This is a genomic window from Burkholderia sp. AU33423 (genome assembly GCF_002223135.1).
GTDB lineage: Bacteria > Pseudomonadota > Gammaproteobacteria > Burkholderiales > Burkholderiaceae > Burkholderia > Burkholderia lata_D.
Genome location: NZ_NKFH01000004.1, coordinates 1,330,826 through 1,350,273, shown reverse-complemented (window position 1 = coordinate 1,350,273; position 19,448 = coordinate 1,330,826). Strand labels below are relative to the sequence as shown.

At 70.6% G+C, this 19,448-nt stretch carries 11 protein-coding genes; 3 read left to right on the top strand and 8 right to left on the bottom strand.

Annotation, left to right across the window (positions count from 1 at the left end; all coding sequences use genetic code 11):
- Positions 1-3: 3 nt before the first annotated feature.
- A complete protein-coding gene (locus CFB50_RS08980; RefSeq protein WP_089445602.1) occupies positions 4-9,672 on the bottom strand; it encodes a non-ribosomal peptide synthetase in 9,669 nt (3,222 codons plus the stop codon).
- Positions 9,673-9,944: 272 nt separating this feature from the next.
- On the opposite strand from CFB50_RS08980, the gene CFB50_RS08975 reads away from it, so the two are divergent.
- Complete coding sequence (locus CFB50_RS08975) at positions 9,945-11,690, top strand: cyclic peptide export ABC transporter (protein WP_089445601.1); 1,746 nt, start codon at positions 9,945-9,947, stop codon at positions 11,688-11,690.
- Positions 11,691-11,889: 199 nt separating this feature from the next.
- Here CFB50_RS08975 and CFB50_RS08970 read toward each other — a convergent pair whose 3' ends face one another.
- The 7 genes from CFB50_RS08970 to CFB50_RS08940 form a co-directional block, all read right to left on the bottom strand.
- Positions 11,890-12,912 carry an ABC transporter substrate-binding protein gene (locus CFB50_RS08970; protein WP_089445600.1) on the bottom strand — a complete coding sequence of 341 codons (1,023 nt, stop codon included), beginning with the start codon at positions 12,910-12,912 and terminating at the stop codon, positions 11,890-11,892.
- On the bottom strand, positions 12,909-13,712 hold the full coding sequence (gene fhuF / locus CFB50_RS08965) for a siderophore-iron reductase FhuF (RefSeq protein ID WP_089445599.1): 804 nt from the start codon (positions 13,710-13,712) through the stop codon (positions 12,909-12,911). Before fhuF ends, CFB50_RS08970 begins: the two co-directional genes overlap by 4 nt.
- A complete protein-coding gene (gene fhuB, locus CFB50_RS08960) occupies positions 13,709-15,799 on the bottom strand; it encodes a Fe(3+)-hydroxamate ABC transporter permease FhuB (RefSeq protein WP_089445598.1) in 2,091 nt (696 codons plus the stop codon). Before fhuB ends, fhuF begins: the two co-directional genes overlap by 4 nt.
- Positions 15,796-16,641 (bottom strand): ABC transporter ATP-binding protein, encoded by an 846-nt coding sequence (locus CFB50_RS08955; RefSeq protein ID WP_089445597.1) that lies wholly within the window; start codon positions 16,639-16,641, stop codon positions 15,796-15,798. The genes fhuB and CFB50_RS08955 overlap by 4 nt, the downstream gene beginning before the upstream one ends.
- Positions 16,641-17,648 (bottom strand): TauD/TfdA family dioxygenase, encoded by a 1,008-nt coding sequence (locus CFB50_RS08950; protein ID WP_089445596.1) that lies wholly within the window; start codon positions 17,646-17,648, stop codon positions 16,641-16,643. Before CFB50_RS08950 ends, CFB50_RS08955 begins: the two co-directional genes overlap by 1 nt.
- Before the next feature lie 44 nt (positions 17,649-17,692).
- The gene (locus CFB50_RS08945; protein WP_011351933.1) at positions 17,693-17,935 is read right to left on the bottom strand and encodes an MbtH family protein; all 243 of its coding nucleotides are present in this window, start codon (positions 17,933-17,935) and stop codon (positions 17,693-17,695) included.
- Between the two features lie 86 nt (positions 17,936-18,021).
- Positions 18,022-18,678 carry an RNA polymerase factor sigma-70 gene (locus tag CFB50_RS08940; RefSeq protein ID WP_089445595.1) on the bottom strand — a complete coding sequence of 219 codons (657 nt, stop codon included), beginning with the start codon at positions 18,676-18,678 and terminating at the stop codon, positions 18,022-18,024.
- 322 nt (positions 18,679-19,000) lie between these two features.
- Here CFB50_RS08940 and CFB50_RS08935 point away from each other — a divergent pair, with 322 nt between their 5' ends.
- The gene (locus tag CFB50_RS08935; RefSeq protein WP_089445594.1) at positions 19,001-19,240 is read left to right on the top strand and encodes a hypothetical protein; all 240 of its coding nucleotides are present in this window, start codon (positions 19,001-19,003) and stop codon (positions 19,238-19,240) included.
- A 47-nt stretch (positions 19,241-19,287) separates the two neighbouring features.
- Positions 19,288-19,425, top strand: coding sequence for an HHHH-motif protein (locus CFB50_RS39470; protein ID WP_163008971.1), 138 nt, complete (start codon positions 19,288-19,290; stop codon positions 19,423-19,425).
- Positions 19,426-19,448 lie beyond the last annotated feature (23 nt).

Here is a 19,448-nt window from a genome sequence, read left to right as displayed (position 1 = left end):
TCCTTATTGGGTTTCCAGTTCGCCGAGCAGCGCGTCGATCGCGCTCGCCGCATCGGTCGCGCCACGGGCCGCGCAGGCTGCGTCGATCGCTTCCGCGCAACGCGCCAGCGTGCGTGTGTCGAACAGCGTGCGCAGCGGCAGCGCGAGCCCCCAGTGCAGGTTCGCCTGCGCATGAGCCTGCGTCGCGAGCAGCGAATGGCCCCCGAGCAGGAAGAAGTCGCCGTCGCGGCCGATCGCATCCACGTGCAGCACGCGTTGCCAGATCCCGGCGAGCGCGCGTTCCGTGTCGGTCGCCAGCTCGACTTCGGCCGCCGCTTCGCGCACCGGTGCGGGCAGCGCATGGCGGTCGCACTTGCCGTTCGGCGTCACGGGCAACGCGTCGAGTTCGATCAGTTGCGACGGCACCATGTAGGCCGGCAACTGCGCGCGCAGCGCGTCGAGCAGCGCCGCCCGGTCGAGCGGGCCCGCGTCGCCGCGTGCGACGTAGCCGATCAGTTGCTCGTCGCGCACGATCACGACCGCGTCGTTCACGCCAGGCGCCGCGCGCAGCAGCGCCTCGATCTCGCCCGGCTCGATCCGCTGGCCGCGCAGCTTCACCTGCGTGTCGACGCGGCCGAGATAGTCGAGCGCGCCGTCGGCGCGCCGGCGTGCGAGGTCACCCGTGCGGTACATGCGCGCGCCCGGCACGAACGGATCGGGCACGAAGCGCTCGGCGGTCAGCGCCGGACGGCCGAGATAGCCGCGTGCGAGGCCCGCGCCCGCGAGATACAGTTCCCCGGTCGCGCCGGCCGGCACCGGCTGCCATGCCGCATCGAGCACGTGCAGTTGCAGGTTCGCGATCGGATGGCCGATCGGCACCGCGACCGCATGCTCATCGTCGGGGCCGCAGGTCCAGTGCGACACGTCGATTGCCGCTTCGGTCGGCCCGTACAGGTTCACGAGCGTCGCGTTCGGCAGCAGCCGCGCCATCTTCGCGACGAGTTCCGGCGCGAGCGCCTCGCCGCTCGCGACGATCAGGCGCACGCTGTCGCACTGCGCGGCGGCCGAGAAATCGTCGAGATACGCGGCGAACGCAGCGAGCATCGACGGCACGAAGTGCAGCACCGTCACGCCGTGCGCATGGATCGCGGCCGCCAGGCGCGCCGGATCGCGATGGTCACCGGGCGCGGCGATCGCGAGCTTCGCGCCGATCGCCAGCGGCCACACGAATTCCCACACCGACACGTCGAAGCCGAACGGCGTCTTGTGCAGCACGACGTCGTCGCGCGTCAGCCGGTAGGCGTGCTGCATCCACGCGATCCGGTTCGCGAGCGCGCCGTGCGTGTTGCCGGCGCCCTTCGGCTTGCCGGTCGAGCCGGACGTGTAGATCAGGTACGCGAGCTGGGCGTCGTCGATCGGGGCGGTCACGTCGGCGGTGTCGCTGGCGGTTTCATCGGCGAGCAGGTCTGCCACCGTCAGCAACTGCGTCGCGACGCCGTCGCCGAGCGCGGCCTCGACCTGCTCGTGCAGGTGGGCCTGCGTGATCGCCACGGCCGGCCGCGCGTCGCGCAGCATGTAGGCAATGCGCTCGGCCGGATAGTCGGGATCGATCGGCAAGTAGGCCGCACCGGCCTTCAGCACGCCGACCAGCGCCATCACCATGTCGAACGAACGCTCGACGCACAGCGCGACCGGCGTGTCGGGCTGCACGCCGCGTCGGCGCAGCGCAGCCGCGATGCGAGACGTGCTGACATCGAGTTCGCGATAGGTCGCGCGATGGACGCCACCGTGAACGTCCGCGTATTCGAGCGCGATCGCGTCGGGCGTCGCCCGTGCCGCATCGGCGAATTGCAGATGCAGCGGCTGTTGCTGCGAAGCCGGCCATGCGTGGGCGGTGTCTTGCGTCCGCGCCAGTGCGTCACGGGTGGCTTCGTCGGCGATCGACAGCGTGCCGAGCCGCGCATCCGGCGTGCGGGCCAGTGCATCGAGTGCGCACGCGAACGCGCGGTGCCAGGTTTCAACCTGCCGCGCGTCGACGCGCGCGGTGTCATAGCCATAGTCGATCGTCAGCTCGGCACCGCTCTCGATCACCAGCGTCAGCGCGAAATCGGTCGCTTCGATGCTGCGCACGCCGCTCAACGCGAGTGCGCGCGGATCGGCGTCGCGCGCCGTATCGTCGACCGGGTAGTTCTCGAACACGACCAATGTGTCGAACAGTGCGCCGCCCGCGCCGCGCGCCCAGCGCTGGATGTCAGCGAGCGGCGTGTGGGCGTGCTCGGCGGCGGCCGCGTTCTCGCGTTGCAGCGTTTGCAGCCAGTCGGCCGCACGTTGCTGCGGCGCGGGCGCGGTGATCACCGGCAGCGTGTTGATGAAGAGACCGAGCACGCTATCGACATCCGCGAGCGCATCGGGGCGGCCCGCGACGGTCGCGCCGAACGCGACGGCCGGCTTGTGCGTCATCCGCTGCAGCGCGAGCGCCCAAGCGCCCTGCACCAGCGTGTTGACCGTCAGCTTCAGTGCGCGCGCCGTCTGCGCGACACGCGTCAGCGTGTCGGCATCGAGCGTCGCGCGCCACGTGACCATTTCGGCATCCGCGCGGTCGGCCGCCCGTTCCGCGATCAGCGTCGGTGCGTCGAGTCGAGCGAGTCGTTCGGTCCAGAAGCGCTCGTCGGCAACGCGGTCGCGCGTGCCGAGCCAGGCGATGAAGTCGCGATAACGCAGTGCCGGGCGGCTCGCGAACGGCGACACGGCATCCGGGTCGCGATAGTCGCGCAGCACATCGGCGAGCAGGCGCGCGGTGCTCCAGCCGTCGAGCAGCACGTGGTGACGCGTCCACACGACGCGCCATGCGTCGTCGGTCACGCGGATCAGCGTGAGCCGCATCAGCGGCGGCTCGCGCCAGTCGAAGCCGCGGGTGCGATCGGCCGCGAGCCATGCGTCGAAGTCGGCATCGAACGTGTCGACGCGCGTGCGCCAGTCGAGTTGCTCGACCGGCATCCGCGCATGACGATGCACGCACTGCAGCGGCGCGGCTTCGTCCGGCATCACGCTCGTGCGCAGGATGTCGTGGCGCGCGATCGACGCTTCGAACGCGGCCGCGAGCCGGTCGGCGTCCAGCGCGGTCGCGGTCGCGACGAGCTGGTTCACGTAGCTGGCGTGACCGGGGGCGAACAGCGCATGGAACAGGATGCCCTGCTGCATCGGCGACAACGGATACACGTCGTCGATCGTGCGCCAGTCGAGCGGCGTGCGCTCGATCGCGGCCTGCGTGAGGCCGGCGGCCTGCGCGAGCGGGAAATCGCCCGGCGTCGCGCCACCGCCGCGATGCGCGACGCGCGACGCGCAGGCGTCGACGAGCTCGCGCAGCGCCGCCGCGAAACGTTCGGCGAAAGCGTCGATCGTCGCGCGCTCGAATTGCGGTGCACCGTAGACCCAGTGCACTTTCAGCGTGCGTGCGCCATCGCGATCCGTGTCGAGATACGCGTGGATCGCGAGCGTATTGCCGAGCGGACCCTGTGGATCACGCTCGACGCCGGTGCCGCCGAAGCGCGGCACGAGCGTTGCATCGCGCGGCGCGTCGAACTGGCCGAGATAGTTGAACGTGACGCGCGGACGCGGCACGGCGGCCAGCGCCGCACGCGTCGCCGCATCGCCGTAGTGCGCGAGCACGCCGAAGCCGAGCCCCTTGTGCGGCACCGCGCGCAGCACGTCCTTGACCGCGCACAGCGTGTCGCTTGCCGTGGCTGCCACCGGCAGCATCACCGGGTAATGGCTCGTCAGCCAGCCGATCGTGCGGCTGGCATCCACGTCGTCGAACAGCGCCTCGCGGCCGTGCCCTTCCAGTTCGACGCGGCACGATGCGGCACCGCTCACGCCGGCCAGCGCCAGGGCGAGCGCCGCACCCAGCAGTTCGATCGTCTGCGTGCGATAGGCCGCGTGCGCATCGGTCAGCGTCGCGCGGGTCAAGGCCGCGTCGATCGTCTGCACGACAGTGGCCGCATCGGCGTTCGTCGCCGCTGCATCGGGGTGATCGGGCACGATGTCGTCGCCCTGCGCCATGCCGGCCCAGTAAGCGGCTTCGGCCGCGAACGGCGATGCCGGTTCCGTTGCCGCACGGGCGAGCCGTGCAGCCCATGCGTCCGCACGCAGGCCCGGTTGCGACAGTCGAACCGGCGCGCGTTCGCATGCGGCACGATAGGCCGCGTCGAGGTCGTCGAGCAGGATGCGCCACGACACGCCATCGACGATCGCATGGTGAATCGCGAGATAGAGCTGCGTCGAGCCGTCCGGCAAGCGTGCCGCGCAGGCGCAGGCAAGCGGCCCGCGGCCGAGGTCGAGACGGCGATGCAACGCGTCGAAGCGCGCGAGCGCGTCGGCCGCGTCGCGGGCGGAGACTTCGACGAACGGCAGCGCATCGTATGGCTTCGCCGCATCGCTGGCGTGCCACGTACCGTCCGCGCCGCGCGCGAAGCGCTGGCGGAACGCGTCGTGATGCGTCAGCAATGCATCGAACGCGCGCGCGAATGCATCGGCGTCGAACGACCCGCGCACATCGAACGCAACTGACTGGTTCCAGTGGCCGCGCTGCGGGATGTCCAGTGCGAAGAAGCGCTGCTGCGCGGGCGTCAGGACCTGCGCCGTCACCGGCGCGCTGGCAGCGACTGCAACCGCAGGCTGCGCGGCAGCCGCAGTCACGTCCTCCGTCTTCGCGATACGCGCGAGTTCGGCAACCGTCGGCCCGTCGAACAGCTGCTTCGGCGTGAAGCGCACGCCGCGCTTGCGCGCGCGGGCGATCACCTGCAGCACAAGGATCGAATCGCCGCCGAGCTCGAAGAAGTTGTCGTCACGGCCGACCTTCGGCGCCTTCAGCACGGCCTGCCAGACTTCGGCGAGCACCGTTTCGACCGCGCCCTGCGGTGCATCGCCGGAGACCGTCACGACCGGCGCGGCCGCCAGTTCGCGCAACGCGGCGCGATCGATCTTGCCGTTCGCGGTCACCGGCAGGCGTGCGAGCGCGACGAACTGCGCCGGCACCATGTAGTCAGGCAGCTTCGCGGCGAGCGCCGCGCGCACGGCAGCCTCGTCGAAGTTCGCGCCATCGCGCATCACGACGAACGTCGCGAGCCGCACGCGGCCGTCGTGTTCGATCGCGAGCGTTTCGGCCTGTGCAACCGGGCCGGCCGCACGCACCGCCGCACTCACCTCGCCCGGTTCGACGCGGTAGCCGCGAATCTTCACCTGGTCGTCGATACGGCCGAGGAACGCGAGACGGCCGTCCGCACGCAAGCGCACGCGGTCGCCGGTGCGATACAGCCGCGCACCGGGCGTGAACGGATCGGGCACGAAGCGCTCGGCGGTCTGCGCCGGGCGCCCCAGGTAGCCGCGCGCGACGCCCGGCCCGCCCAGGTACAACTCGCCCGCCGCGCCGGCCGGCACGCACGCACCGAACGCGTCAAGCACCAGCGCGCGCGCATTCGGCAGCGGCAGGCCGAGCGGCACGCCGCTCGCCGGATCGCGCGCATCGACGGCGATCGACGCCGTGTCGCAGGCGATCGCGCCGACAGTTGCCTCGGTCGGCCCGTAGTGGTTGATCACGCGGCAGGCCGGCGCAAGCGCGGCCACGCGCGCGACGAGCGCCCACGTGAGCGTTTCGCCGCCGGTCACGAGCGCGTGGCGCGGCAGCACGTCGGTCGGCACACGTGCGTCGAGCAGCGCCTGCAGGTGGCTCGGCACGATCTTCAGCACGCCGACGTCGCGGCGGCGCATCTCGTCCGCGAACAGGTCGGGATCGAACGCGCAGGCGGCCGGCAGCAGGTGCAGCGTGCGGCCCGCGCACAGCGCGCCGAACAGCGTCGTGTGACCGAGGTCGGCCGCGACGGTCGACACCATCGCGAACGACGCGTCCGGTGCGAACGCGAGTTCGTCGAGCATCCCCTGCACGTAGTCGGCCAGCGCGCCGTGCGACACGACGACGCCCTTCGGCGTGCCGGTCGAGCCCGACGTATAGATCAGGTACGCGCCCTGTTCCGGATGCGGTGCGATGCGCACGCCGGCCGCATGCGCGAGGGTTGCGTCCTGCGCAAGCGCGTCGACGTCGAGCGGCTGGGCGTCGATGCCGGCAGGCCATGCGGCCGGGCCCGTGACGAGCGCCCAGCGCGCGCCGCAGTCGGCTGCCGCCGCGGCCAGTCGCGCGGCGGGCTGCGCGGGATCGAGCAACACGGCGAGCGCACCGGCCTTCAGCGCGCCGAGCAGGCCGACGACGAAGCGCGCCGAGCGTTCGATGCAGACGATGACGGACGCTTCGGCGGCCACGCCGCGCTGGGTCAGCGCACGTGCGATGCGGTTCGATGCGTCGTCGAGTTCGGCGAACGTCAGCGACGCCGACTCATCGGCGAGCGCGACGCGATGCGGATACGCGGCGGCCTGCCGCGCGAACGCGGCGACGATGTCCGCATGCTCGACGCGCAGTGCACGGCCGTCGCGCGGCTGGCGTGAAGCGGCCGACGCGTCGCACGGCAATACGGCCGTCGTTTGGTGCGGATCGCGCGCGGCCGCGCCGACGAGCGCCGCGTAACTGTCGAGCCACGCCCGTGCGGTGTCGGCGTCAATGCAGTCGGTCGCATAGGCCGCGACCAGTTCGATGCCATTCGCATCGTCGGTGAAATCCACGGCGAAATCGAAGCGTGCGGCGAGGTCGGGCCCCGGCGTTGCAACGGCCGTCGCGCCCGGCAGCACGCTGTCGTGCCGCGCGTCGAACTGCTGCGCGAATTTCACGCGCAGCCATTCGTCGCCGCGCTTGACCGGCGGCTTCACCGCATCGACGACGCGCTCGAACGGCACGTCCTGATGCGCAACCGCGTCGAGCGCCGCCGTGCGGGTCGCATCGACGAGCGCGCGGAACGGCAGCGTCGGCGCCACTTGCACACGCAGCGCGACCGTATTCAGGAACAGCCCGAGCAGCGCGCGCGTTTCCGGGCGCTGGCGATGCGCGACCGGCACTGCGACGACGACATCCGTTGCGCCGGTCAGGCGCGACAGCCACGCGTCGAGCCCGGCCAGCAGCACCGTGAAAACCGTTGCCTGCGCGTCGCGCGCGAGTTGCCGCACGTCGGCCGCGACCGCGTCGGGCAGCCGCACCGACACGCGCGCGCCTTGCAGCGTGCGTGTGGCGCCCGGTTGACGATCGACCGGCAGCGCGAGCGGGCCCGGCACGTCGCGCAACGCGCTGCGCCAGTAGTCGAGCTGACGCTCACCCTCGCCGCCGGCCAGCATGTCGCGTTGCCAGTCCGCATAGTCGGCGTACTGGATCGGCAGATCGGGCAGCGAAGGCTCGCGGCCTTCGGCATACGCGCAATAGGCGGCCGACAGTTCGTCGAACGCGCAGCGCGAGCTCCAGCCGTCGGTGATCGCGTGATGCGCGGTCAACAACAGGCGATGACGATCGTCGGCGAGTGCGACCAGCGTCGCGCGCAGCAGCGGGCCGCGTGCGAGGTCGAACGGTTCGGCCGCATCGCGCTCGGCGAGACGCGCGGCTTGCGCGTCGCGGGCGGCAGGCGGCTGGTCGCGCAGGTCGATGTCGGCGATCGACACCGGCAGATGGGCATGAATCCGCTGCATCACGACGCCGTCGTCGTTGTCGACGAGCGTCGTGCGCCAGGCTTCGTGGCGCTCGATCACGTGATCGAGCGCGCGCTGCAGCGCCGCGCGATCGAGCGTGCCGTCGATGGTCCAGTGTGCGGCGATGTGATACGCGGCGCTCGCATCGCGCGTTTGCGCGAGTACCCAGAAACGTTGCTGTGCAAGCGACGCGGCGCGGTCGACGTGCGGTACACCCGCCGCACCCGCATCGCGCGCTGCACGGCGTGCGGAAATCGTGGCCAGCGGCTCGCCGGTTTCGCGCTCCGCACGATCGACCGCTTCGGCCAGTTCGAAGAGCGCCGGATCGGCGAACAGCGTGTCGAGCCGCAGGTTCACGCGTACCGCGGCACGGATCGCGGCCTGCAACTGCATCGCGGCGAGCGAATCGGCGCCCAGCGCGAAGAAACGGTCGTCACGCGACGGCGTGACCTCGAGGCCGAGCAGCGTCTGCCAGAGGCCGGCGAGCTGCTGTTCGGTCGGCGTGCGCGGCGCGTCGCCGCTGCCTTGCGCGGTGTCGCGCGCGGCGGCGATCTTTTCGCGCAGCGCGGCACGGTCGATCTTGCCGTTCAGCGTGTACGGCAGCGCATCGCACCGCACGAACCGGTGCGGCTGCCAGGCGGCCGGCAGTTGCGCGGCCACATGCGCTTTCAGCGCCGCATCGTCGGCCGCCGCGCGCAACGCGACGCACGCGATCAGCCGCGTCGGCCCGCTGCCGGTTTCAGCGACCACGGCCGCGTCGGCCACGGCCGGATGCGAGCGCAGGCACGCGGCGATTTCACCGGGCTCCACACGCACGCCGCGCACCTGGACCTGATCGTCGAGGCGCCCGAGATAGTCGAATGCGCCGTCGTCGCGCAGCCGCGCCAGATCGCCCGTGCGGTACACGCGCGCACCGGGTTCGCCATCCGCATCGGGAATGAAACGTTCGGCCGTCAGCGCCGGGCGGCCGTGATAGCCGCGCGCGACGCAGACGCCGCCAAGCAGCAGTTCACCGACGCCGCCGGCCTCGCCGCCGTCGACACGCGCGACGCGCGGCCCGATCACGCGGCCGATCGGCAACGACGCGTATGCATCGTCGGCGGCCAGCACGGGCGTCTCGCCCGGCTCGACCGGCCACAGCATCGGCGAGATCACGGTCTCGGTCGGCCCGTAGCCGTTGATCAGGCGTACCGACGGGAACGTGCCGCGCACGAATTCGAATGCCTGCTGCGGCAGCGCTTCGCCGCCGAACGCCAGCACGCGCAATGTCGGCGGCACGCCGTCGCTCGCGGCCACCGCCGCGAACTCGCGCAGGTACGCGGGCGGGAACGCGGCCACGTTGACCGATTCATTCACCATCAGCGCATGCGCGGCATCCGGCGCGAACGGCTGCGGCGGCGCCACGACGATGCTCGCGCCGGTCGCGAGCGGCGCGAGCCAGCATTCGTGCGCGGCGTCGAAATTGACCGACGCGAAATGCAGCAGGCGGTCGCCGGCCTCGATCGGCAGCGCGGCCGCAAGCGCGTCGCAGTGCGCGGCGAGCGGCCCGTGTTCGACGACGACCGCCTTCGGCGTGCCGGTCGAACCCGACGTATAGATCATGTAAGCGGCCGAACGCGGGTGGACGGACACGCCCTCTTCATCGGCGGCAATCTCCTGCCCGTCCGCCGCTCCGGCTTCCGCTGCCGCGTCAAACGCGTGTTCGAACGGCTTGCCGAGCGCCGCACGGCCGGCCGCGTCGACGATCCCGTGCCGCAACTGCGCATCCTGGACGATCCAGTCGAGGCGCGCGGCCGGATGACGCGGATCGAGCGGCACGAACACGCCGCCCGCCTTCAGCACGGCCAGCAGCGCGACGAACAGTTCGCCTGAGCGCTCGACGCACACGCCCACCCGCACTTCCGCGCCGACGCCGGCCGCGCGCAGTTGCCGGGCCAGCCGCGACGCCCGCGCGTCGAGCGCGCCGCGCGACAGGCGCAAGTCATTCTGGAAAGGGACCGCGATGGCGGGTGCATCGGGCGCGATGCGCGCCAGTTCGCGGATTCGGTGATGCAGCGCAGTCGGGAAACTCGTCATGTGCGTGAAGTCCTTCGGTCCGGCCGCTTCGGCCAAGTCTCGGGGCCGCTTGGGGCGGCTTCACTGGTGTGACGAACGGCGCGGCCGATTTTTTACCGTTTTGTGCGCAAAGCGCGTGCGGACGCTTTTTTTGAACGGGCCGCTAAATATTTGCGCGGCCCGTTCGTCTATCAGGGAGGAAAGCCGGAACGGGGCCCCGCCTCGCCCACCGCTTTCACATCAGTTTTGCCGTTTCCGCGTTTTCGCTTGCCTTCCCTTTACCGACGTTGCCGATGACAGCCGCCCACGAGCCTTCTTCCCCGCCGTCCCTCGACGCTTCCCCCGGCCGCCCCGCGGCACGCCTGATCCTTGCGCTGTTGCGCGAAAGCCGCGTGTCGCTCGCGCTGGCGCTCACCGCATGTGTGCTGAACGGCGTCGCGAGCGTGCTGCTCGTCGCGACGCTGAACCGCGCGCTCTCGCAGCCGGGCGCGGCCGATGCGTCGCTCGCGTGGCGCTTCGCGCTGTGCGCGGTGATCGCACTCGTCACGCGGATCGTGTCGGGCACGCTGTTCGCGCGCCTGTCGCAAGACACGATGGCGCGGCTGCGCTTGCATCTCGCGCGGCGCGTCGGCGCGGCCGAGCTGCGCGACATCGAGCGGATCGGCGCGGCGCCCGTGCAGTCGGTGCTGACCGACGACGCGACCAACGTGTCGATGCTGTTCTTCGCGCTGCCGAACCTGGTCATGCACGGCTCGATCGTGTTCGGCTGCCTCGGCTATCTCGCGTGGCTGTCGTGGCCGGTGTGCCTGCTCGCGTTGGCCGCGATCATCGCCGGCTCGCTCGGCTACCACACCGGCGACCGCCGCGCGATCGCATCGCTCGAAGCGGCCGGCCAGGCGCAGGATCGCCTGTTCGGCTATCTCGGCTCGCTGTTTTCCGGCGCGAAGGAGCTGAAGCTGCACGATGAACGCGCCCGCCAGTTCGTCGACGGCCAGCTCGGCGCCGCGATCGGCGAAGTGCGCGACCACCGCCGCCGCGCGTTCAGCGCGTATGCGGTCGGGGTCGGCTGGATCATCTTCCTGTTCTATGTGTTCCTCGGCATCGCGTCGTTCTGGCCGCAGCTCGGCGTGCATGCCGATCCGGCCGCGGCCGCCGGCTACGTCGTCGTGTTCCTGTTCATGCTCGTGCCGCTCGACGGGCTGCTGAACAACCTGCCGACCGTCAACGCGGCCCGCGTGTCGCTCACGCGGATCGAAGGCGTGATGGCCGAATTCGGCGCGCTGCGCACGGTGCCGCCCGCGGCCGACGCGCCCGACGTGCCACCGGCCGGCGCCGTCACGCTGCGCGGCGTCACGCATGCGTACTTCCACGAGCGCGACGAACGGATGTTCAGCATCGGGCCGATCGACCTGACGATCCAGCCGGGCGAGCTGGTGTTCATCGTCGGCGGCAACGGCAGCGGCAAGACGACGCTCGCGAAGGTGCTGACGGGCCTCTACGAGCCCGAGGAAGGCACGATCGAGGTCGATGGCCGCACGATCGGCTGGCGCGAGCGCGCCGCGTACCGGCAGCGCTTCAGCGCGGTGTTCAACGATTTCCACCTGTTCGATGCGCTGCTCGGCATCGTCGATCCCGACGATCCGTCCCGCGCGCAGGCCGATGCGCGCGCGAACGCGCTCGTCGCGAAGCTCGCGCTCGATCACAAGGTGAAGGTGGTCGACGGCGCGTTCTCGACCCGCGCGCTGTCGACCGGGCAGCGCAAGCGGCTCGCGCTCGTCGTCGCGTACCTGGAGGACCGGCCGTTCTACCTGTTCGACGAATGGGCGGCCGACCAGGACCCGTCGTTCAAGGCCGTGTTCTACGAGCAACTGTTGCCCGAGCTGCGCGCGCGCGGCAAGGCCGTGATCGTGATCACGCACGACGACCGCTACTTCGATCTCGCCGACCGCCTGTTGAAGCTCGACAACGGGCGCATCGTCAGCGATACGACGCCGGCGCGGTCTCGCGCGCAGGACGGCGTCGATGCGCTGAGCGCGTAACAGGCAGTCGATGGAAAAAATCGCCGACGCGCTGCAATGGCAGTGCGTCGGCGATTTTCGTTTCGGAAGGAAGTATGACGGGCGCGTGGCGCGTTCGTGTAGCGGCCCGCTTCGATCACGAAGCGTCAGGCCAACCGCAACGCCCTCCCCGTCGAAGTCGAAGCGGCGTCATCCGCCGATCGACCGCCGCGCACGCCACTCAACGCGCGGCCGGCAGCTTCAGCATCGTATCGGTCATCACGTCGGCCAGCTTCAGTGCAGACATCGGCCCGCCGAACCCCCAGATATTGCGTTCGATCAGCGCGATCCGGTGTTCCTTCATCGCGGGCACGAAGCGCCACACCGGCGAATCGAGTTTTGCGGATAGCGGCACGTCCATCCCCGATGCGGTCACGAACAGCACGGCCAGCTCGCGCTGCCTGAGCAAGTCGGCCGACGTCACGTACAGCGTGCCTTCCCGAGTCGGTTTCTTCGGCCACGGATCGAGGCCGAGCGCCCGCGCGAGGCCCGCCGACGTGCTGTTGCCCGTATAGGCCCAGTAACGATCGGGCAAGCCGAGATCCTGCAGCAGCGCGACGCGTTCGCCCTTGCGGCCCGCGGCCGCGAGCCGCGCCGCATTGCGCGCGATGCCCGCATCGAGCTTCGCTTCGACCGCCTGCGCGCGCGCGTCACGCCCCGTCACCGCACCGATCGTCCGGAAGATCTGCCGCATCCAGTCGAGCTGCGTGACCGGCACGCCGCCGTCCGACACGTTCGGGCTGAATTGAAACAGGATCGTCGGTGCGATCCGGTCGAGCGCGTCGAAGATCGGTGCATGGCGGAAACCGACACCGATGATCAGGTCGGGCTTGACCGCCGCAATTGCTTCGAGGCCCGGCTCCTGGCGCGAACCGATATCGGTCACGTTCGCGAGCCGCTCGCTTTGATAACCGAGCCAGCCCGGATAGAACGCGGTATCGGCCATCCCGACCGGCACGATGTCGAGCGCGATCACGCTTTCCGCGAACATGAAGTCGAGCGCGACCACGCGTTGCGGGCGCACCGGCATCGTCGCGCTCGCCTGCGACACGACGGGATTGCCGGCCAGCGACACCGCCCCCTGCGCGCGGTGGGCATCGAGCGTCGCGGCAACGGCGCCGGACGATGCGGATAGCGCGCCACAGCACGCGGCGCCGAGCGCCGCGAGTGCGCCAAGCGCGTGCCGGCGGCCGGCATCGATCACCGGATCGCGTCCTGCTCGGCCAGCGCCGCGTCGTCCATCGTCAGTAGCAGGGGGCAGCTTCCACACAGTTGCGTTTCTCCAGGAATTTCATAGCGCAGGCAGCACACGCGACGCGCACGAAACGGCGTCGGCAGCAGCGGCGAGCGCGGCACGGCATCGCGCACGGGGACGCGCAGCGGATTCGGCTCGCCATGCACGCAGCGCGAACCGAACAGCCAGTCCGCATCGCGGACGGGATCAGCCGCGCATGGCAGCGAACGATACGTATCGAGCAGATAGTCGAGCAGGTTGCCCGCGTTGCTCCACAGCACGCGCGGCGTGACGCGGCCCATCGCCGCGAGCAGGTCGATCACCGTGCCGAGATGCGCGACGAGCCCCGCATAGCGGGGCGCCGGGTCGTCGCACGGTACGCCGAGCGCATCGTGCGGGAAATACAGCGCGGTGGGCATCCCGTCGTCGAGCGCGACGAACGTGCGCTCGGGCGACATGTCGAGCGGCCGGCCGAGCGTCAGCGCGGCGACGACGCCGGCCGGCGCCGCGCGACCGAAATAGTATTTGCTCCATTGCGACATCAGCGCGCGCGCATGCTGCGCCGGATCGCCGCCGTAATGGCCGACCATCGCGTCGAGCACGATGTCGCGATGCGCGGGCAACGCGCTGACGGGTACGACGATGCGGCCCGGCGCATCGTGAGCGTCGTCCGGCATCCCGAGCCAGACGACGTCGAGGTGTTCGGCGAACGGTTCGGGCGCGAACGTCGAAAAACGCGTGGCGCGCGCGCCGTCGAGCGCGGGCGTCATCGCCCTGCGCGCCGGGCGCGGCGCCCCTCGAGGATCAGCAGCCCGAGCAGGTACGGCGCGCCGATCAGCGCGGTCAGCACGCCGGCCGGCACTTCGCGCGGCGCGACGACCGTACGCGCCGCGAGATCCGCCACGCCAAGGATCAGCGCACCGCACGCGGCCGCGAGCCACAGCCGCGTCCGGTGCCGGCGCGCGCCGAGCATCGTCGCGACGTGCGGCGCCATCAACCCGATGAAGCCGACCGGCCCGACCGCCGCGACGGCCGCGCACGCGGCGAGCGTCGCGATCGTCAGCGCGAGCGGCCGCAGCGCGGCCACCGGCAGCCCGAGTGCGGCGGCCTGGTCGTCGCCGAGCGCGAGCATGTCGAGCGGTTTCGCGAGCCATGCGAACACGGGCACCGCGAGCACGCACCACGGCAGCAGCATCGACACCTCGCCCCAGCTCCGGCCATAGGTACCGCCGACGAGCCACACGACGAAGCGCGCGGGCTGCACGCTTTCCTGCGTGATCAGCCATTGCGCGAGCGTGGTCCACAGCGCGCCGATCACGATACCGGTCAGCGCCACCGCGAGCGGCGCATAGCGATGCCGGTGATTCAGCGCGAGCGTGACTGCGAGCGACAGCCCGCCACCGATCAGCGCGGCCGCTGCGAGCGTCACATGGCCCATCAGCGGCCACGTCGACAACGCGAACAGCGTGACGAGCCCCGCGCCCTGCGTGACGCCGAGCACTTCGGGGCCCGCGAGCGGATTGCGCACGATGCTTTGCATCGCGACGCCGCTCACCGCCAGCAACGCGCCGGCAAGCAGCGCACACAACAGGCGCGGCATGCGCAGGTCGATCAGCATCCGCGCGAGCGCATCGTGGCCGGACAGCGCATCGGACCAGCGCGCGATCGACAGCCACTCGGGGCCGGCCGACACGCCGACGAACACGATCAGCACGCCTGCCACGACGAACAGCGCCGTGCGCAGCGGCCAGCCGAGCCGTTCGAGCCAGCCGACGAGCCGCGTCGAGCCGCCGCCCGACGCGCGTTCGGCATCCGCGTGCAGCACGCCCGACCACGCGGCGCCCCGCCGGATCATCGCGAGCATCAGCGGCGTACCGACCAGTGCGATCGCGACGCCGGTCGACAGCGTGGCGTCGAGACCCGACGCGAGCACCGCACTGTCGGTGACGAGCACGAGCGCACCGCCCGCGAGCGCCGACAGCGGCACCAGCACGCCGAGCCGCGCCGCGCGCGCGCCGCGCACCTGGCGCAGCAGGTTCGGCGCGACGAGGCCGACATACGACAGCGGGCCCGCGATACTGACCGCCACGCTCGTAAACGCGACCGCGACGATCGTCGCGGCGAGCCGCGTCGCGTCGACGCGCACGCCGGCCGCGGCCGCCGCATCGTCGCCGAGCGTGAGCGGATTCAGCGGCCGGATCACGAACGGCAACGCGACGAGCGGCACGACGAGCCAGCGCGCGGCGAGCGCGAGGCCCGTCGCGCCCGGCTGGTAGAGGCTGCCGTTGGTCCACAGCGCGGCACCCGCGATGTTCTGCTCGAAGAACGCGAGCACGAGCGTCGACAGCGCGGCGAACAGCAGCATGCACACGCTGCCGGCGAGCACGAGGCGCAACGGCGTCGCGCGCCAGCCGCCGGCCGCGACGATCGCGCAGGCGGCCGCGGCCAGCCCGCACACGAACAGCAGCGGCACCGATGCAACACCGGCCAGTGCGGGCACGAGCATCGCCGCGAGCAAGCCGAGCTGGGCGCCGCCCGTCACGCCGAGCAGGTCGGGCGACGCGAGCGGATTGCGCGTGAGCGACTGGAACAGCGCGCCGGCGATGCCGAGGCACCCGCCCGCGACGAGCGCCGCCGCGACGCGCGGCAGGTTGAGGTCGAACAGGAACACGTGCGCGAGCGCGGCGGCATCGCTGCCGGACACGGCGTCCCACCACACGCGCAGATCGGGCGCGACGCGCAGCGCCGCGAGTGCCGCGATCAGCGCGACGAGGCCGAGCGCGATCGCGCCCGCTCGGCCCGACGTCGTGCCCTTCCCCGCCGCCGCGAGGCGCTTGCGCATCGCGAACGTCGTCATACAGCGAGATCCCGGTCGAAGACGGCCGCCTGCGGCGCGCCGTCGGTCGTCGGCCCATAGGCCGGCACGCACATCGGCGCGCCCGTCTGCGGATGCGAAAGCTTCAGCATCTCGACGCCGAACGCCGCGCGCAGCCGCGCCGGATCGAGCATCGCGTCGGGCGTGCCCTGCGCGACGAGGCGGCCCGCGCGCATCAGCACGATCTCGTCGCTGTACGCGGCCGCCTGGTTCAGGTCGTGCAGCACCCATACGATCGTCAGCCCGCGCGTGCGGTTCAGCGTGCGCAGCGCATCGAGGATGTCGAGCTGGTGATGGATGTCGAGGTAGGTCGTCGGTTCGTCGAGCAGCACGATCGGCGCCTGCTGCGCGAGCGCCATCGCGATCCATGCGCGCTGGCGCTCGCCGCCCGACAGTGCACCGACGTCGCGGTCCGCATCGCACGCGAGGCCGCTCGTCTCGAGCGCCTCGTCGATCGCCGCATGGTCGGCTCGCGACAGGCCGCGCAGGAAGCCGCCGTATGCATAGCGCCCGTACGCGACGAGCTCGCGCACCGTGAGGCCCGATGGAATCTGGTTGAACTGCGCGAGCATCGTCAGCTCGCGCGCGAGCGCGCGGCGGCGAAACGCCGCAAGCGGCTGGCCGTTGACTTCGACATGGCCGGCACGCGCGGGCTGCAGGCCCGCGAGCGTGCGCAGCAGCGTGCTCTTGCCGCAGCCGTTCGGTCCGCACAGCGCGGTTACGCGGCCGGCCGCGATCGACAGGTCCAGCCCGTCGATCACGACATGGTCGCGATACCCTACCGACAGCCCGCGCGCGGCAAGCGCGGCGGTACTACGCGTCATCAATCCTCCGTTCGGTCGCGCGGGACCGTATAACTCTGCGCCATCGCGACGACGACCTTGCGCGGCCCCTCGAACGGGTCGCGCGCATGCGCGGTCAGCATGTTGTCGAGCATCAGCACGTCGCCCGTGCGCCACGGGAACACGATGCGCTGCTGGTCGAGCACGCCGCGGATCTCCGCGAGCGCGTCGGCTTCGAGCGGTTCGCCGTCGCCGTAATACACGTTGCGCGGCACGTTCTCGAGCCCGACCGCGTCGGCGAGCGCTTCCTGCATGTCGTCGTCGAGCGCCGACAGGTGAAACAGGTTCGCCTGGTTGAACCACACGCGCTCGCCGGTGCGCGGATGGCGCGCGACGGCCTGGCAGCGTTCGCGCGTGCGCAGCAGCAATTCGCCGTCATCGTCGGTGCGCCACGCGCATTCGATGCCGCGCGCCGCGCACATCCGCTCGACCTCGGCCGGCTCGTCGGTGCCGAACGACTGCTGCCACGGCAGGTCGAGCCCCTGCCCGAAATTGCGCACGTACAGCAGCTCGCGCTTCTCGAAACGCGCAATCAACGCCGGATCGAGCGCGCGATAGACGGCGCGGCTGTCCGCGATCGGCGTCGCCCCGCCCTTCGGCGCGGCGAGCGCGCAGTGGAACCAGATCCGCAGCGGCCATTCGCGCGTATACGACTGCTCGTTGTGCAGCGGAATCGCGCGGTGCGGCGGATATTCGGTCGACGTGTAGACCGCGCCTTCGACCTGGCTGCGCGGCGTCGATGCGTATTCATAGCCGATCAGCGGATCGCCGAACGACGCCGCGAACTGCTGGAACGAGTCGATCGACGGCACGTGAAAACCCGTGAACAGCACGCCGCCCGCCCGTTCGAGCGTGTCGGCCGCGATCTCGCGCGCCAGCGGCGCGACATCGTCGATCGACATGCCGTCGCTGCCGCGCGGCGACACGACGGTGGGCAGCCCCGGCTCGATACGCAGGTCGTCGAGCGTCGGCAACGAAAGCAGGGTCATGCAACGTCCTCTTCAGGTGGCGCGCCGGATCTCGGCGCAGCGGGTCACGACGCGCGCGATGCGCGCTCGCCGTCCATCGCGCGGCGCAGGCTCGCGGGGCGCATGTCGGTCCAGACGGTCTCGATGTGCGCGAGACAGTCGGCTTTCGGGCCGCTCACGCCGATCTCGCGCCAGCCGGCCGGCACGGGCCGGAACGTCGGCCAGATCGAATACTGTTCTTCGTCGTTGATGACGACCGTATAGACGAGGTCATCGGTGTCGGCGGAAGGCGTCGTGGCTTGCGTCATGATCGGGAATTGCTGAGGCGGTTGAAGGTGGCGAAGCGGCGGTTTCGGCCGCTCCTGTCTGATAGACGTTTGGCCGGCGCGGTTTTTTACCGGCGCCGTGCGCGGCCGCCCAGGAACACCGGGCACGCGACGCCGCGATGGCACGCGTCGAGGCATTCCGCGCAGTGGCGTTCCGCGTCGCGCACCATGAAATGCACGAGCGTCTGCGACACGTTCAGCGCGCGCGCCGCGGTCTGCAGCGTCTCCTCGCGCAGCCGCACCATCTCGAACGCCGCACGGCTGCGCGCCGGCAGGTCGTCGAGCGCGGCCCACACACGCCGCAGCGTGTCGCGCGTCAGCAGCGCGGCTTCCGGCGTCGGCTCGGGCGACGGCACGTCGAAGCCGTCGTCCTCTTCCGTGTGATAGACGTTCTCGAGGCTTTGCCGGCGGCACGCGTCGATCGACGCATTGCGCACCATCCGCGTCACGTATGCGACCGGCTGGCGCACCGCGTCCTGGTTCGGGAATTCGACGAGCTTCACGAACACGTCGTGCACGACGTCCTCGGCGCGGCTCGCGCAGCCGACGAAGCCGCGCGCGACATTGACGAGCATCGTCCGATGCGAGATCAGCACATCCAGCAACGCGCCCTGCGCACGGGGCTCCGCGGTGCGGCGCGCACGCGGCGGCCGGTCGGGAAAACTGCCGAGGAACGGGTTCGCCGCTGCCGTCGCCGGTCGTTCGAGCACTTCCGCCATCGCCATCGATCTGCTCCGTCAAATTCCGAGATAGCGCAATTTAACGTAAACGCAAATCATTCTCAATTCGATTACGAGATAACCCTTTCGGTTGTCAGGATTTGTCTGAACAATCGGCGAAATCGTTACTGGGGTAGATGGGACGCATGCTGCCGGCCGTGGCAGGCGGCCATCGACGCGTCTGTCCGGCGGATACGGCTGCCGCTGCTTTCACGGGGTTCTGACGAAACGCCTGCGGGTGTCGTGTCATGTGCGGTAGCAACTTCTTACCACGTGAAATTTTGAGGGCCCGTACGATCGACGTGCCGTTTCCCCAGGGAGAACAAACATGAAATCCATCGTGGTATCCGCTGTCATGCTGGGTGCGCTGTCGAGCGTGATGCTCACCGGATGTGTCGCCTATCCTGGCCCGGCCGAAGTCACGATCGGCTGGCATGGCGATCGTTACTGGGACGGAAATCGCTACTGGGAGCGCCGCGACTGGGAGGCACAGCATCGCGGCGGTCGTGACGAACGCCGCGAGGGTCGCCGGGACGACCGTCGCGACGATCAGCGGCCGCAGTGGTAATGCGCTGCCGCTCCCGTGATCCGCTATTCAACGACAGGACCTCAAATATGAAGACGCTACTCAAGACCCTGACCGTCGCGGCGCTCGCCGCCGCTGTACTCGTTCCGGCGATCGCCGAAGCCCATCCGCACCGCGTGTGTCACTTCGAGCATCACCATCACAAGGTTTGCCGCTGGGTGCGGTAAACGACACAAGGCGCCGGGGAACC